13 protein-coding genes are annotated in these 15,762 nt (G+C 70.6%); 2 read left to right on the top strand and 11 right to left on the bottom strand.

Translation table 11 applies throughout. The annotated features are described in order from the left end of the window. Nucleotides 1–12 precede the first annotated feature (12 nt). The 7 genes from amrS to C1877_RS06595 all read right to left on the bottom strand — a co-directional run bounded on the left by amrS (nucleotide 13) and on the right by C1877_RS06595 (nucleotide 9,204). The gene (gene amrS, locus C1877_RS06625; RefSeq protein ID WP_244909806.1) at nucleotides 13–912 is read right to left on the bottom strand and encodes an AmmeMemoRadiSam system radical SAM enzyme; all 900 of its coding nucleotides are present in this window, start codon (nucleotides 910–912) and stop codon (nucleotides 13–15) included. Next, entirely contained in the window at nucleotides 905–2,332 is a 1,428-nt protein-coding gene (gene amrA / locus C1877_RS06620; protein ID WP_114568738.1) for an AmmeMemoRadiSam system protein A, read from the bottom strand. The genes amrS and amrA overlap by 8 nt, the downstream gene beginning before the upstream one ends. Before the next feature lie 169 nt (nucleotides 2,333–2,501). Beyond that, on the bottom strand, nucleotides 2,502–3,254 hold the full coding sequence (locus C1877_RS06615) for a formate dehydrogenase accessory sulfurtransferase FdhD (protein ID WP_114568737.1): 753 nt from the start codon (nucleotides 3,252–3,254) through the stop codon (nucleotides 2,502–2,504). Nucleotides 3,255–3,268: 14 nt separating this feature from the next. After that, complete coding sequence (locus tag C1877_RS06610; protein WP_114568736.1) at nucleotides 3,269–4,147, bottom strand: formate dehydrogenase accessory protein FdhE; 879 nt, start codon at nucleotides 4,145–4,147, stop codon at nucleotides 3,269–3,271. Between the two features lie 202 nt (nucleotides 4,148–4,349). Beyond that, nucleotides 4,350–5,117: a cytochrome b/b6 domain-containing protein gene (locus C1877_RS06605; RefSeq protein ID WP_015540424.1), complete on the bottom strand. Its 768-nt coding sequence runs from the start codon at nucleotides 5,115–5,117 to the stop codon at nucleotides 4,350–4,352. After that, a complete protein-coding gene (locus C1877_RS06600; protein ID WP_015540423.1) occupies nucleotides 5,117–6,040 on the bottom strand; it encodes a 4Fe-4S dicluster domain-containing protein in 924 nt (307 codons plus the stop codon). The genes C1877_RS06605 and C1877_RS06600 overlap by 1 nt, the downstream gene beginning before the upstream one ends. Before the next feature lie 14 nt (nucleotides 6,041–6,054). Then, nucleotides 6,055–9,204, bottom strand: a complete 3,150-nt coding sequence (locus tag C1877_RS06595) for a molybdopterin-dependent oxidoreductase (protein ID WP_220149902.1) — start codon at nucleotides 9,202–9,204, stop codon at nucleotides 6,055–6,057. A gap of 419 nt (nucleotides 9,205–9,623) precedes the next feature. On the opposite strand from C1877_RS06595, the gene C1877_RS06585 reads away from it, so the two are divergent. After that, on the top strand, nucleotides 9,624–10,952 hold the full coding sequence (locus C1877_RS06585) for a Na+/H+ antiporter NhaC family protein (protein ID WP_015540420.1): 1,329 nt from the start codon (nucleotides 9,624–9,626) through the stop codon (nucleotides 10,950–10,952). A gap of 160 nt (nucleotides 10,953–11,112) precedes the next feature. Continuing rightward, entirely contained in the window at nucleotides 11,113–12,225 is a 1,113-nt protein-coding gene (selD, locus tag C1877_RS06580) for a selenide, water dikinase SelD (RefSeq protein ID WP_114568735.1), read from the top strand. Nucleotides 12,226–12,240: 15 nt separating this feature from the next. Here selD and C1877_RS06575 read toward each other — a convergent pair whose 3' ends face one another. From C1877_RS06575 to C1877_RS06560, 4 genes are all read right to left on the bottom strand, one after another. Then, a complete protein-coding gene (locus C1877_RS06575; RefSeq protein WP_114568734.1) occupies nucleotides 12,241–12,492 on the bottom strand; it encodes a putative Se/S carrier-like protein in 252 nt (83 codons plus the stop codon). A gap of 9 nt (nucleotides 12,493–12,501) precedes the next feature. Further along, complete coding sequence (gene yedF, locus C1877_RS06570) at nucleotides 12,502–13,119, bottom strand: sulfurtransferase-like selenium metabolism protein YedF (RefSeq protein WP_114568733.1); 618 nt, start codon at nucleotides 13,117–13,119, stop codon at nucleotides 12,502–12,504. Nucleotides 13,120–13,265: 146 nt separating this feature from the next. After that, complete coding sequence (locus tag C1877_RS06565) at nucleotides 13,266–14,411, bottom strand: aminotransferase class V-fold PLP-dependent enzyme (RefSeq protein WP_114568732.1); 1,146 nt, start codon at nucleotides 14,409–14,411, stop codon at nucleotides 13,266–13,268. A gap of 196 nt (nucleotides 14,412–14,607) precedes the next feature. Continuing rightward, nucleotides 14,608–15,759 carry a double-cubane-cluster-containing anaerobic reductase gene (locus C1877_RS06560; protein ID WP_114568731.1) on the bottom strand — a complete coding sequence of 384 codons (1,152 nt, stop codon included), beginning with the start codon at nucleotides 15,757–15,759 and terminating at the stop codon, nucleotides 14,608–14,610. Between the last annotated feature and the right edge of the window lie 3 nt (nucleotides 15,760–15,762).

Here is a 15,762-nt window from a genome sequence, read left to right as displayed (position 1 = left end):
CGGGGATGGCGCTCAGCAGTTGCCCAGCAGCACGTCGCCCAGGTGCCGGCGGGCCACGGCGGCGAGGCGGTGCAGGTCGGCCACGGGCGTGGGCGGGCGGTCGGCCATGCGATGGCAGGGGAAGAAGCGCGTGAGGTGGTACGGGATGGCGGGGTCGAGCGAGGCGAGCCAGGCGGCGGCCGCGTCGATGGTCGCCCCGTCGTCGTTCAGGCCGGGGATGACGAGCGTTGTCACCTCCAGGTGGCAGGCGGGAGCCGCGGCCAACGTGGCGATGGTGCGCCTCACGGCCTCGAAGTCGCCGCCAGCCACCTCGTAGAACGCCTGCGAGAAGCCCTTGAGGTCGATGTTGGCCGCGTCCAGGAGCGGCACGAGCCCGGCGAGCGGGCCCGGGTTGACCATGCCGTTGCTCACGAGCACGTTCGCCATCCCCCGCTCGCGCACGAGCCGCGCGGCGTCGATCACGAACTCGATGCCCACGAGCGGCTCGTTGTGCGTGTAGGCCACGCCCACGCAGCCGCGTCCCCGCGCCTCGAGCGCGAGGTCGGCCAGCTCGACGGGGGCCATCTCCCGCCACGGCACGTCGTCGGGCCCCGCGCAGGCGATGGAGGCGTTCTGGCAGAACGGGCAGCGCAGGTTGCAGCCGTAGGAGCCGACCGACAGCACGAGGGAGCCGGGACGCCAGCGCGCGAGCGGCTTCTTCTCCACCGGGTCGAGCGCGAGCGAGGTGACGCGGCCGTAGCTCTCGCAGACCACCTGCCCGCCGCGGGCGACGCGGGCGCGGCAGAGGCCCCGCCGCCCCTCGGCGGGCGCGCAGGCGTGCGGGCACACGCCGCACACGGCCCGACCGCCGCGCGGTGCATCCTCGGGGGCTGCTGCGGGCATGGCCGCGCTCGAGGCCGCGGACTCACCCATGACGGGCCTCCCCGCCGCGGTCATGGCGCACGACCTGGAAGCGCTCGAGCCGCACGCCGCGCTCGTCGGGCGCGATGCCCGCCTTTGCGCGGGCGATGGCCACCTGCTGGGTCGCCGTGTCCACGCCCTCCAGGTTCGGCAGCAGAAGGCCGCGCCGGCGCCCGAGCGTCACGATGACGCCGTAGCGTGCCGGGTTGAGCGCGGCCTCCGAGTCAACGGGCTCCGGCGGGAACAGCACGTCCACGGAGTACGACAGCGCATCGAGCTCGCCGGCGCCCACCGGCGGGAAGCGCGGGTCCTCGCTCGCGGCGGCCGTGCCGTTGCGTATGATCTCGTCGGCGATCGAGCCGGTGACGGGCTCGATGGTGCCGATGCAGCCGCGCAGGTCGCCGCCCTCGTGCAGCGACACGAACACGCCGGCGCGCACGTCGGCGAGCTCCGGCGGCAGGCCGTCGGGGCGCGCGAGGGGCCGTCCCGTGCGCACGAAGCCCTCCACCGCGGCGCGTGCGAGCGCGACGAACGGGTCGGCCCCGTCCTGCTCCGCGGCGGCCTCGTCCTCGGTCCCGCGCGCGTCGGCCTCCGCGTCCACGCCCGCGGCAACCGCACCGTCGCCCGTCGGCCCCTGCACCTCGAAGGCGGCCACGGCGTAGCCCACGCCGAACGGCCCCTCGTAGCTCAGCAGCTCGTGGGTGGCGGGCACGCCGTCCAAGGCGCCGGCCATGATCTGGAACGATCCCAGGCCGCACTCGGCCGCTGCGTCACGGAACGCCGCATCGATCGAGAAGAGCCCCTCGAGGTCGCCCTCGTCGAGGAGGCCCGTGACCGTGCGGTCGAACACGGGGCCTTCGGGCGCGAAGCCGTAGGGGCCGTCCTCCTTGAGCTTGTGGGACAGGTCGCCCGAGGCCACGAGCACGCAGGTGCGGTCCAAGTCGCAAGCCGCCTCGGCGATGCAGCGGCCGACCTCGCGGTGGTCGGCCGGGGTCAGGCCCGAGAGCCCCACGCGCACCAGGCGGTAGCCGGCATAGCGCTCGTTCACGAAGTGGAGCGGCACGAACGTGGCGTGGTCGAGCTCGCCGTCGCGCATGCCGCTGCCGCAGATGGGCACGCCGCGCGCGCGGGCGCAGGCCGACACCGCGGCCGAGAAGGAGGGGTCGCACGGCACGTTCATGGCGGCCTCCCACGCGTCGAAGCGCCCCATGTCCCCGTGGGCGGCGTCGCCGGTGGAGACGTGGAAGCAGTCGTAGTAGAGCGGCGCATGCGGGGAGACCACGACGATGGTGTCGGGCGCGTGCGCGGCGATGCGGCGGGCCACCTCCTCGTACGCGTCGACGGTGGCCTGGATGGCGCGCTCCTGGCCGTGCCCCACCGCCGGCACGATGAGCGGGGGATGCGGTACGACGTAGGCGGCGACGATGCTCATGGGCGGCTCCTAACCTTGCAGGCTCGACCCGCCGCACGGCACGTCCGGCTCGGAGGCTGGCGGGCGCTTTTCCGCCATTGTACAACGCCGGGCCGCGCCCCGCGAGCCTTGCGCGTCCCCGCAGGGAATCCGGCACGCAAGCGTTGCCGGGCGCCCCATCCGCCGAAGCCTACCCCGCGATACGGTCGGGGCAGGACAGGACGCGCAGGCAGCCGTCGCGGCAGTGGGACACCAGCGTCACGCCCAGCTCCTCGGCGCGCCGGGCCGCCTCGTCGGTGGCGGACTTGCGGCTCACGAGCACGGGGCAGCCGGCGCGGTGGGCCTTGAGGGCCATCTCGCAGCTGATGCGTCCCGTGATGAACAGGGCCTTGTCGCCCACCGCCACGCGGTCGAGCCACGCCTGGCCGATGAGCTTGTCCATGGCGTTGTGCCGCCCTATGTCCTCGCGCACGAGCAGGAGGCCGCCCGCGCGGCCGTCGCCCAGGCCGCAGCCGTGCACGCACTCGCCGGTGTTGCGGCGCGGGCTGCGCTCGCAGAGCTCGTCCATCTGGGCGAGCAGGGCGTCGGCGTCGAAGCGCGCCTCCGTGCGAAGGCGCGCGGGCGCCGGCACGCCGTCGCCCGCGGCGAGCAGCGCCGAGCGGGCGCAGCCGGCCGAGGTCACCCGGTGCAGCGGCACGTAGCCCTCCGCGGCGCGCTCGCCGCTGGCCACGTACACGGCCGCCGCCTCCGGGTCGGCCGTCACCTCCACGAAGCGCTCGCGGTCGGCGATGAGGCCCTCGGACAGGAGATAGCCCACGGCGAGCTCCGCCAGGTCGTATGGGCTGCCCTGGCTCACCGCCACGGGCGCGTCGTTCAGGAATATGCGGATGGGCCGCTCGGCCGTCGTGCGCGGCGCCGCTGCCCGGTACTCGATGACGGCCATGCGTCCCCCCTTCCCTAGCCCCGCTCGGCCGCGATGGCGTCGAGCCGGGCCATGATCACGTCCTCCACCTCGAACGAGAACGGCGCGAGCGCGTCGTCCGCGTACACGGTGCGCAGGTAGCCGCCGCATTCGTCGCAGGTGGCGATGCGGTGGGCGTCGTCGCCCTCCACGTTGTAGTAGTGCAGGTGCGCCTGGTTCTGCGTGCCGCAGCGGGCGCAGCGCACGCGCTCGACCTCCCACGACGTGCCGCACTGCGCGCACCAGAGCGTCTTTCCGCGGCCCTGCGTGAAGCTCTCGCCGCCCACGCGGCCCGCGACCGGGGCGCCGCCGCATACCGGGCACGCAAGGGGATGCGGCGCGTCGCAGCCTGCCTGCTCGAGGGCGCGGGCCGCCGCACGGGCCGGTTCCTCCAGCTGAGAGCGCAGCGCGAGCGCGGCCACGAGCGCGGCCGTGCGCGCCTGGTCCTCGGTCATGCCGTCGTCCACCAGCAGCTCGGCCAACGCCCCCAGGTAGGCGGCCGGGTCGCTTCCGGCCTGCTCGAGCGGGCTCGCGGCCACGATGCGGTCCCACCTCGTGCGGCCGAGCGCCTCCGCCGTGCCCGCGGCGAAGCCGCCGTGCGCGGCCGCGCAGGCGGACGCGCGCTCGAGCGCCGCCGCGAACGGGGCGGCCCCCACCGTTGCCGGCGCGTGCGCGAGCACCGGCTCGCCCGCCGCGAACCAGGTGCGCAGATCCTCCGCGCGCGGCGCGTCCCAGCCCTCCGCGGCGGGCGCATCGGCCGCCGCCTCGTCCAGGGCGCCCCAGAGCTTGCGGAAGAACTCGAGGCGCGCCACATCGCCCTCGTCGAGCTTCTCGCGGTAAGCGGCCAAGGCCGCGTCGATCGCTTTCAAATTCATGCCGTATCCTTGTCAGTCAGTTGCATCGAACCATGCCGCCCGAGCCGCCGGCGTTGTTTCACCCGCCCGCGCTGTCAGGCCTTTCCTCGGCGCGCCCTTGGCGCTGGCCGTTCGCAGGGGCTCTCCTCCAAGCGCCCCTGCGAACGGCCAGCGGAGCCGCCGGGGCACGATCCGCCCCGGCAGCCCCGCAAAAGCAGCTCCCTTAAGCCTTCTTCTCGATCACGTTCTCGCCGGAGGCGATCTCCTGGCGAGCCCAGTGGCCCCAGTGGTACAGGGCGTCGGACTCGGAGACCGTGCCGTCGCCGAACATCAGCTTGGCCGTGCCCCGGTAGGGCTGGAAGATGCCCGCACCCAGGAAGATGTGCGCCAGCCCGAACACGGCGATCAGCAAAAAGCCGATGTCGTGCAGGAACAGCATCACGCCGTACACGCCGCCGCCGAAATCGAACAGCGTCGTACCCAGGAGCAGGAAAACGCCCGTGATGCCCATGAGCGCGCCCGAGAACCACAGCATGCCGTCGGCGAAGCGCTGGCCGCTCTTGACCTCGCGCTGGTCGGGCATGTGGATCCACTTGGCCATGAACAGATAGGGGAAGAACAGCATCATCCACTTCTTGTCGTCCGAATCCCACCGGTCGAACAGGTTCTTGAAGATGTGCTTCACGCCCTTAGGTGCCATGATGGCGCTGATCAAGGGCACGAGCACGAAGATGACGCCCAGTACGCGGTGCGACATGCGGATGGCGAACACCGTGTCCGCGCCCACCGCGGCCGCCAGGGCCGGAACGAACACGAACAAGCCGGAGATGCACAGCAGGATGCACGCGATGATGGTGATGCCGTGCGTCCAGCGCGCCTGCTTGGAGTGGCGGCGGATGTAGCGCTCCGTGCCGCTTGCCGCCATCTGCTCCATGAACGCCTTGTTCTTGGCGGTCTCCTCGGCGGAAACCATGACGGGTCCCTTGCTCATCAGTTGCCTCCCTTCTTGCCCGGGAGGTTCTCGGTGATATGCTCCATCACCGTCTCCTCGTCCTGGCCGTCGCCATGCTTGACGACCTGGCCGGTGTCGACGGAGATCGTGTCCTCCGTCTCGGGGTTGTACGCCAGCTTGTCGCGCTTGTAGCCGATGCCCAGCACGAACATGGCCGCCAAGCCCGCCACCGTCAGGCCCGTGACCGCGCCCGTGACCGGCTTCATGATCTGCGTGAGGCCCACCACCGGGTTCGCCTGCGGGTTCTCCACCTGGCCGTGCGCGGCCACGCCGTACTTCAGCACCTGGATGACGTGCAAACCGCCCATCTCGTCCTCGCCGTAGACCACCGCGTCCTCGTAGCCGCGGGCCTTGAGGAAGTCGGCGCGCTCGTGCGCCAGCGCGATCATCTCGTCGCGGTCGCCGAACACGAGGGCGTCCGGCTGGCACGTGGTGACGCAGGCGGGCTCCAGGCCCTGCTCGATGCGGTCGACGCAGCCCGTGCACTTGTTCACCGTCGTGCGCAGGCCCTCCTGGTAGCGCGGCACGTCGAACGGGCAGGCCGTGGAGCAGTACTGGCAGCCGATGCACTTGGAGTCGTCCACCGTCACCAGGCCCGTGGCCTCGTGCTTGGTTATGGCGCCCGCCGGGCAGATGGTCGCGCACGCGGCATCGGTGCAGTGCTGGCACGAACGGCGCCCGAAGGCCCATTTCACGCCCTTGCTGCCGCCGGCCTCCTCGTTGAAGGAGATCAGGATGCGCGTGTCTCCGTTCAGGTCCATCGGGCTCTGGTAGGAGCCCGTGGGGGGGTTGCCGTTCTTCTCGAGCGTCGAGGGCAGATCGTTCCAGCATTTGCAGGCCACCTGGCAGCCGCGGCATGCGCTGCAGCGCGAGGTGTCGAACAGTATGGCTTTGTCACTCATGATTCAACACCTCCCTAGATCTTCTCGATGTCGACGAGGAACGCCTTGTACTCGGGCACCCAGCAGTTCGGGTCGCCCACGTTCGGCGGCAGGTCGTTGACGATGTCGCCCGTGGCGTACTCGCCCGCCCAGCCGAAGTGGTGCGTCATGCCCACCTGGTGCACCGTCTCGCCGTTGACCGTGAACGGCTTGAATCGCGGCGTGACGAGCGCCATGACCTCGACCTCGCCGCGGTTGTTGCGCACGCGGACCTTCTCGCCGTTCTTGATGCCCTTCTCCTCGGCCAGCTCCAGCGACATCTCCACGAACTGCTGGGGCATGGCCTCGTTCAGGGCCGGGCAGGTGCGGGTCTGGCCGCCGGTCTGCCAGTGCTCGGTGACGGAGTACGTGGTCACCGCGATGGGGAACTCGGAACGGTCGCCGCGCTTGACCGACTCGAACTCGGCGAAGCGGACGCACGGCGAGTTCTGCCGGCCGTTCATCTGGTTGTCGGACGGGCTCTCGAAGGGCTCGTAGTGCTCGGGCAAGGGCCCGTCGCCCATGCCGTAGCTCTCCAGGCGCGCGTTCTGCTCCCAGAGCATCATGAACGCCTTGTCGTTGGGGGGCACGGGGGTGCCGTTGGACACGGCCACGAAGTCGCCCACGTCGTTCTGCACCCACTTCTCGCCCGTCCACTCCACGAGCACCCGGTCCGGGTTCCAGGGCTTGCCCTGCATGTCGGCCGAGGCGCGGTTGTAGATGATGCGGCGGTTGAGCGGCCAGGCGAACGACCACTTGGGATGCAGGCCGAGGCCCGTGGGGTCGTCGGCCACGCGGCTGCCGACGGCCTGCTCGGCCGGGTCGAGCGGCGCGTCGTTGTTGGCCCAGAAGCCGGTGTAGATCCACATGCCGCAGGCCGTGGAGCCGTCGGCCTTGAGGTTCGCGAACGACGAGAGCAGCTCGGTCTTCGGGGCCGCCGAGGTGGTGTCGCACTCGGTGCCGTCGTACACGTAGCCGTTGAGGGCCCAGGCCACGGGGCGCGGGTCGATCTTGCCGTCCACGTAGTAGTCCCACTTCGTGTTCACGATGGGTTCGGGCGCGACGCCGCCCTCCTTCTTGTAGAGGTCGACGATGGCCGTCCACAGCACGTCGCAGATCTCGTAGTCGGGCTTGGCCTCGTCCCACGGCTCGACGGCCTGGTAGCGCCACTGCAGCCAGCGGCCCGAATTCAGGATGATGCCCGGCTTCTCGTAGATGAGCGCGGCCGGCAGGAAGTACACCGTGGTGTCGATGTCGGCCGGATTCATGTCCGGCGCCTTCCAGAAGCAGGCGGACTCCGTCTCCACCCAGTCGGCCACCACGAGCCAGTCGAGGTTCGCCATGGCCTTGCGCACGTTGCTCGCGTTCGGCGCGGAATGGCAGGGGTTCATGCCCCAGTTGAAGTAGCCCTTGATGACGCCCTGGCTCATGAGCTCGAACGAGCCGATGATGGAGTAGTCGGGGCTCTTCGGCACCTTCGGCCACCAGTCGTAGCCGTAGTCGTTGTCCACCGTGGCCGCGTCGCCGAACCACTCCTTGAGCGCGGAGACGACGAACTTGGGCTTGTTGGTGTAGTAGCCGTCGGAGTAGGTCTCCTTCTCGCACCACTTGCGCAAAGACGGCGTGCCGTACTCGGTGGGCCAGTTCAGGTAGCCGGGCTGGTTCGCCACGAGCATGCCCATGTCGGTGGCGCCCTGGACGTTGGGTTCGCCGCGCAGCGCGTTCACGCCGCCGCCGGCCACGCCCACGTTGCCGAGCAGCAGCTGCAGGATGCCCATGGAGCGGCAGTTCTGCGCGCCGTAGGTGTGCTGCGTCTGGCCGAGGGCGTAGAGGATCGTGCCGGACTTGTCGGGCGCGCCCGTGGAGGCGTAGGTGGCGTACACCTTCTCCAGCAGGTCCTTGTCCATGCCGCACACGCTGGACACGGTGTCAAGGTCGTAGCGGGAGTAGTGCTTCTTCATCTGCTGGAACACGCACATCGGGTCCTGAAGCGTCATGTCGCGCTTGGGCACCTCGACGGTCGGGGGCGTGAACTCCGGCACGCCGGGAGCTGCAGCCCACGCGTAGGCGCCGCCCTCGGAGGTGTCCCACGTCTTCGTGGACTCGACCTGGTAGTGCCAGGAGTGGTTGTCGTAGGTGGCCGTCTCCTCGTTGAAGCCGGAGAAGATGCCCTCGTTCACGTCGAAGGAGTACTGCTCGTCCAGCAGGTAGGAGGCATTCGTGTAGTTCAGCACGTACTCGTGCTGCCACAGGTCGTGCTCGATGATGTAGTTGAACAGGCCGCCGTAGAAGGCGATGTCGGTGCCCGAGCGGATGGGGCAGTAGATGTCCGCCATCTCGGCCGAGCGGGTGTAGCGCGGGTCGACGACGATCCACGTGGCGCCGCGGTCGAGGGCCTTCTGCACCCACTTCGACGACACGGGATGGTTCTCGACGTTGTTGGAGCCGATGGTCATGATGACGTCGGCGTTCTGCATGTCGCAATAGTGGTTCGTCATGGAACCGCGACCGAATGTTGCTGCCAGACCGGCAACCGTGGGGCTGTGTCAAACACGAGCCTGGTTGTCGATGGCTATCACCCCTAGCGACCTCATCATCTTGTTGATGAGGTACTCCTCCTCGGAGTTCTGCTGGCTGCCGCCCAGGCTGGCTATGCCGTGGCAGCGGTTCACGGTGATGCCGTCGTGCATGGTCTCGAAGGTCTCGTCGCGGGTCTTCTTGACCCACTGCGCTATCTCGGCGACGGCGTCGTCCCAGGTGATGTCCTCCCACTCGGAGGCGCCGGGGCGGCGGACCATCGGGCGGGTCTTGCGGTTGGTGTTCTTGATGATCTCGCGCGTCTCGGGATCCACGACGTTGCGCAGCTGGAACATGGTGGCGCCCTTCGGGCACAGGCCGCCCTCGTTGATGGGGTGGTCGGGGTCGCCTTCGATGTTCACGAGCTCGCCGTCGCGCGTGGAGCAGATCACGCCGCATCCGCCCGAGCAATAACAGCAGATGTTCGTGTACTCCTCGGTGTTCACGAGCTTCCAGTCGGCGGACGGCTCTACGGCGAGCGTCTCCGACTTCGAGGACAGCTCGAACGCCATGGACGTGGCGAACGCAGCACCGGCGGCTTTGAAGAAGCCCCTGCGTGACAGGTTCATGTCCTCTCTCTCCTTCCTTCTCGTCCTATGGAAACGTGCAGCGGATCGCGCGGCAGGGCGGGGAGCCCGAGGGCATGGGAGGGCGCCCGGCCCCGCTGCGTGATCCCGGTGGTGACACCGGGGAAATGCCCTCGTCGCCCGGCGCGCCGATCGTACCATAGAGGTTGCACGGGGCCCTCCCTGCACGCCGCGGCTCCTTTGCAGGCCTTTCGGCGAACGGCGCACGAACCCATTCCCATCAGGGCGAACGGCAGTCAACCCAGGGCGAGCGGCTCCTACCGTGCAGGTAAAGGGAGCCGGTTGCACGGCAAGCGGAAACACGCAGGCGGCGCGAAACGTCGATGAGCGGGTCGGGGACGCACGTGCGCCGCATTGCGCTACAATAGGCGGGTTGCTGGTTCGAAGGAAGGGGAAGTTCAATGGAGAAGGGCAACGTCAAGGCGCTTCTGCCCATCGGGGTGTTCTTGGTGCTGTATCTGGGGCTGGGCGTATTGTTCGAATACGGGATGGGCATCCCCATGGGTTTCTACAACATACCCATCGTGGTGATATTCCTGGTGGCGCTTCTGGTGGCGTGCGTGCAGAACCGCAAGCTGCCCTTCGACGACAAGCTGGCCGTCATGGGGCGCAGCATAGGCGACAAGACCATCGTCACCATGGTGCTCATCTTCATGGCGGCCGGCATCTTCGTGGGCACGGTGGGCCGCGACAGCGCCGAGAGCGTGGCCTACCTCATGCTCTCCGTCATCCCCGCGGAGTTCTCCGTGCTGGTGCTGTTCGTGGTGAGCTGCTTCGTGTCGCTGGCCATGGGAACGTCGGTGGGCACCATCACGCTCATCACGCCCATCGCCGTGGCGGTGTCGGCGGCCTCGGGCTTCGACCTGCCGCTGTGCGTGGCCAGCGTCATGGGCGGCGCGATGTTCGGCGACAACCTGTCGTTCATCTCCGACACCACCATCGCGGCGTGCCAGGGCCAGGGCTGCCAGATGAAGGACAAGTTCCGCGAGAACTTCAAGATAGCCGTGCCGGCCGCCTTGGCGACGCTCGCCATCATCCTGGCGCTGTCGCTGGGCTCCGACATCAACGGCACCGTGAGCCATGACTACGACCTGATCCAGCTCGTCCCGTACCTCATCGTGCTCGTGGGCGGCATCGTGGGAGTGAACGTGTTCGTGGTGCTCCTGCTGGGCATCCTCTCCGGCTCCCTCATCATGGTGGCCACCGGCGCCACCGCGGCTACCGACCTGCTGGCCAGCATGGGCTCGGGCGCGGCCGGCATGTTCGAGACCACGATGGTGGCCGTGCTCGTGAGCGCCATCTGCGCGCTCATCCGCGAGTACGGCGGCTTCACGGCGCTTTTGAACGGCATCAAGAGCCTGTTCAAGAGCAAGAAGGGCGGTCAGCTGGGCATGGGCCTGCTCGTGGGCGCCATGGACATCGCCACCGCCAACAACACCGTGGCCATCGTCATCGCGAACCCCATCGCCGCCGACATGGCCGAGACCTACGATATTTCGCGGCGCAAGACGGCGTCGATCCTCGACACGTTCTCCTGCGTGTTCCAGGGCATCATCCCCTACGGCGCGCAGATGCTCGTGGCCATATCGGCGGCGGCGGAGCTGGGCTACGCGGTGTCGGCGTTCCAGATCATACCGTTTCTGTTCTACCCGTTTTTGCTGCTGGCGAGCTCGCTCGTGTTCATCTTCCTCGTGCCGGACAAGCGCGGCCGCGAGAGCGAGAAGGCGTAGCCGGAGAGCGCCCCGGGCCGCTTGCCCGCCGACGGGGCACGTGACAGGCGGCTGACCGCTGCCGGGCGCGGCGCGGGGGCGCACGGCGGGCTGCTATACTGTCCGACGACGGAAGAGGCCCGCCCGAGGCGGCGGGGCGCGGTATGCGGAAGGAGGCACCGTGGACGAGATCGAGCGCATCAGGTTGACGAAGCTCACGTCGAAGGGCGGTTGAGCGGCCAAGTGGGGTCCGGGCGACCTCGACGACATACTGGGCGCGCTTGCCGCCGCCACCGGCGGCGCGGCGGGCGCAGGCGGGCCGGACGGTGCCGACGGCGCGGGCGGCGGGGCCGGGCGGCTGCTGCTCGGCTTCAACACGTGCGACGACGCCGCCGTGTGGCGGCTCTCGGACGACTCCGCGGCCGTGCTCACCGTGGACTTCTTCACGCCCATCGTGGACGACCCCTACGAGTTCGGGCGCATCGCGGCGGCCAACGCGCTCTCCGATGTGTTCGCCATGGGCGCGACCCCGCACGTGGCGCTGAACCTGCTGGCGCTCGACTGCGCGCTGGGCGCGGGCGTGGCCGGCGACATCCTGCGCGGCGGCGCGGACGCCGTGCGCGAAGCGGGCGCCTTCGTGGCCGGGGGCCACACCATCGACGACGCGGAGCCGAAGTACGGCCTGACCGTGTTCGGCACCGTGCACCCCGACCGCATCGTGCGCAACGCCGGAGCGCTGCCGGGCGACGCGCTGTACCTGACCAAGCCGCTGGGCACCGGCATCATGGTGGCCGCGCGCGCGTGCGACCTCGTGGACGACGCGGGCCTGCGCCCGGCCGTGGAGTCCATGATGGAGCTGAACGCCGCCGGCGCCGCCGCGCTCGCGGAATCCGGCGTGCACGCGGCCACGGACGTGACCGGCTTCGGGCTGGCCGGGCACCTGCACGAGCTGTTGGAGGCCAGCGGTTGCGCCGCCGCGCTCGACTTCGGGGCGCTGCCGCTGTTCGAGGGCGTGTGGGACCACGCGCGCGCCTACTGCCGGCCGAACCGGCTGTTCACCATCATGGACCAGGCCGAGGGCTACGTGGCGCAGGGCGCGCTCTCCGATGAGGAGTACGACAACCGCCTGGCCGTGGTCTGCGACCCGCAGACCTCCGGCGGCCTGCTGGCCGCCGTGCCGCCCGAGGCGGCCGGAGCGTTCGAGCGCGCCTTCGAGGCGCGCGCCGGACGGCCGGCCGCGCGCATCGGGCGCGTGGAGGCCGGCGAGGCGGGAGCGATCCGCTTCGCCGAATGAGGCGGGACAGCCCGCCTACAGCTTCTCGACCAGCGTGTACTCCCCCGCCTCGTCGGCGTAGAGGGCGGCCAGGCCGCGAGCCTCGGGCACGGAGGCGGCGAGGGCGCGGGCCTCGGCAGCGCCCTCGGCCTCGAAGCGCAGCGTCATGCCGCAGCTCGCGGTGATGGCGCGCGGCGTGGGGATGACGGCGGGAGCCGCGGCGGCGAGCGCCTTGTTCGCGGCCATGGCCGCATGGGTGGACTCGAAGGCCAGCAGGTAGCGGGGCATGGCCGGCCCCTACAGCGTGATGACCTTGGCCGCCTCCTGCATGCGGCCCAGGATATCGTACATGTTGGACACCTCGCCCACGGCCAGCTGGTCCTTGCACCCGTAGAAGTCCAGGCACGTGCCGCACACGAGCACCTCGCATCCCTTCTCCTCGAGCGCGCGCACGCTGTCGACCACCTGCTGCTCGCCGCCGGCCACAAGCTTCACGCCCGCGTTCATGAACAGGAGCGACGCCGGCACGTCGTCGGATTCGGAGAGCGTGTACAACGCCATCTTCATGAGGTTGTGCCCGAGCTCGCCGTCGCCCTCGCCCACGTGGTCCTTGCCCACGAACACGGCATAGCCGCACCCGCCGCCCGCCGCGCACGACGCGCCCGCGGCAACAGGGACCGCCTCGGATGCCGGGGCCGCGACGCCGTCGCCCTCGGAGAACGACACGAGCCAGCCGCCCTCGATCTCGTCCACGGCCACGGCCAGGCCCGTCTTGCCGCCCAGGCGCGTGAGGTTCTTCACGGCCGTCTCGTTGTCCACCTGCACGGACAGTTCGCGGCAACCCGCGTCGATCTCCTTCTTGGCCAGCACGAGCGGCTTGGGGCACTGCATGCCAAAGGCGTCGATTATCTTCATGGTAGGTTCCTTTCGTCTCATCTTCCCGTTCTCGCAGCCTGCACAGCGCGCCGCGCAGGACTCGGAGCCGCCCGCGTGCCGGGCATCCCGCGCCGCCGGCTCGCCCGGTGCGGCGACGGGACGCGGCGCGGGCCGGCCCTCCGCCGTCAGCGCACGGCGCGGGCCACGGCCTCCAGGGCCGCAAGGCCCTCGTCGATCTCGCCTTCCGTGGTGAAGCTGGAGAAGCTGAAGCGCACGGCGCCGCGCTCCTCCGCGCCGAGCGCGCGGTGCATGAGCGGCGCGCAGTGGGCGCCCGCCCGCGTGCAGATGCCGAAGTCGCTGGACAGCCGGTCGGCCACGAGGGCCGAGTCGGCGCCCGCCACGTCCACGGCCACGATGGCGCACCGGTCGATGCCGCCGTGCCCGCCCAGCACGCGCACGCCGGGCATGGCGGCGGCACCAGCTTCGAAGCGCCCCGTGAGCGCCCGCAGCCGCGCGGCAACGTCGTCCACGCCCGTGCGCTCCAAATAGGCCACGCCGGCCGCCAGGCCCGCCAGGCCGTGCGCGTTCAGCGTGCCGGCCTCCAGCGCCTCGGGCATGAAGCGCGGATGCCGCTCGTCGAAGCTGTGCGTGCCGGAGCCGCCCTCCAGAAGCGGCGGCACGTCCACGCCCTCCGCCACCGCGAGGCCGCCCGTGCCCTGCGGGCCGTAGAGGCCCTTGTGGCCGGTGAAGCACACCACGTCGGCGCCGAGGGCGCCCATGTCGAGCGGCAGCGCGCCCGCCGTCTGCGCGGCATCGAGCACGAACAGCGCGCCGGCCTCGTGGGCGAGCGCCGCCATGCGGGCCACGTCGTACACGTCGCCCGTGAGGTTCGACGCGTGCGTGGCAGCCACGAGGTCCGCGCCGCCCTCGAGCAAGCGCCCGTAGGCGGCGAGGTCGAGCGAGCCGTCCGGGCCGACGGGCGCCACGCCCACCGTGCAGCCGCGCTCGTCGCGTGCCTTGTGCAGCGGCCGCAGCACCGAGTTGTGCGAGGCGGCCGTCGTCACGGCGCGGCCGCCGTCGGGCAGAAGCCCCGCGATGGCGATGTTCAGCGCCATGGTGGCGTTGGCCGCGAACGACACGCGCGCCGCCGAGGGCGCCCCCAGAAGCCGCGCCACCTTGTCGCGTGCGTCGTACACGGCCATGCCGGCGTCGATGGACGCCTCGTGCACGCCGCGCCCCACGCCGCCGAACGACCCGATGGCGCGCGCCACGGCCTCGGCCACCTCGGGCGGTTTCGCGCGCGTGGTGGCTGCGTTGTCGAAGTAGATCATGGCAGGAGCCTTCCTTTCATCGACCGCATCATACCAGTTTCCCCCTCCGCGGCCGCGCGCGCGGCGCGCCCGATACGGAACCGACAGCTCGCCGGGCGGGCCCGGCGCGCCCCGCCGCCGCGCCGGGCACCTGCAGGCCGCCCGGCACGCCACGAGGGCCGGGCTGCGCGTTCGCGGGCCCTGCCCCTGGACGGCCTCACAGCGTCTCAATGAACGCGGCGATGCGCGTCCCCACCTGGCCGGCGTCACCGTGCGAGTAGCCGGTCTCCAGTTTCAGGTACGGCACGCCGCTCCCCTCCACCGCCGCAGCCACGCGCGCGCTCTCCACGTTGAACGTGTGGCAGGCCGTGAGCACCACCTCCACCACGCCGTCGACACGGTACTGGCCGACCCTTCGCAGGATGCCCTCCAGGCGAGCGTCGTTCGGCGTCATGACGGAGCAGTCGACGGCCAGGTAGCGGTCGGCGATGGCGCGCAGGATGTCGGGCGCGCCCTCGTCAACGGGCATGCTCGCCGCGCGCTCGCCCGCGCAGTCGTCGGGGCACACGACCACCCCGCCGCATTCCTCGATGGTCTTCCCCACCTTGTCGAGCACGCCGCCCAAGGGGCAGCCCGTAACCATGAGGCGCTTCGCGCCCGGAGGCACGGGGCCCTCCCCCACCTCGCAGGCGGCGCGCCGCTCGGCCGCGAGCGCCTCCAGCTGGGCGGCGTAGGCTTCCACGTCGAGGCTGAACGAGCCGGCCATCAGCGTGGAGAGCAGCTCGGTACTGCCCAGGGCAGGCGGGCAGGGGCGCTGCAGGCCGAGCACCTCCACGACCGCGCGGCGCAGGCGGTTGCGCCGCCGCGCCGCCTCGCGCAGGGCGCCGTCGGTTATCTCCACGTCGAAGCGCCGCTCCAGCTCCTCCTTGAGCAGCCGCACCTCCTCGTGCCAGGCGTCGGCCTCCCAAGACCGGCCGCGGCCCGGCGGCAGGTGCAGCACGTAGGTGTCCTTGAGCTCCCCCAGCAGCTCGTACATCTTCTTCTTGCCGTCGCAGGTGGTCTCGCCCACGATGAGGTCGGAGAAGTACGTGAACGGGCACTTGTCGGAGAGGGCGAACCCGTAGGTGGACTTGACGAGCGGGCACAGGTTGGCCGGCAGCACGGCCTCCGCCGCCGGGATGGTCTCGGGGCTCGTGCCGCAGAGGCCCACCGCGGCCGCCCCGGCGGCGTCGATCACCTCGAGCGGGGTGTAGGAGCAGAGGTACCCCACCAGACGACCGCCCGTCCGCTTGTAGTCCATCACCCTGACGAAGGCTTGCCTGCGGGCCTCGTCGAACTCCTCGAACGTGCGGGGAAGCGCCGCATCCATACG

This window comes from Gordonibacter pamelaeae (genome assembly GCF_003340385.1).
Taxonomy (GTDB): domain Bacteria; phylum Actinomycetota; class Coriobacteriia; order Coriobacteriales; family Eggerthellaceae; genus Gordonibacter; species Gordonibacter pamelaeae.
The sequence above is the reverse complement of the archived record's forward strand: the minus strand, read 5'-3'. Positions and strand labels throughout refer to the sequence as shown.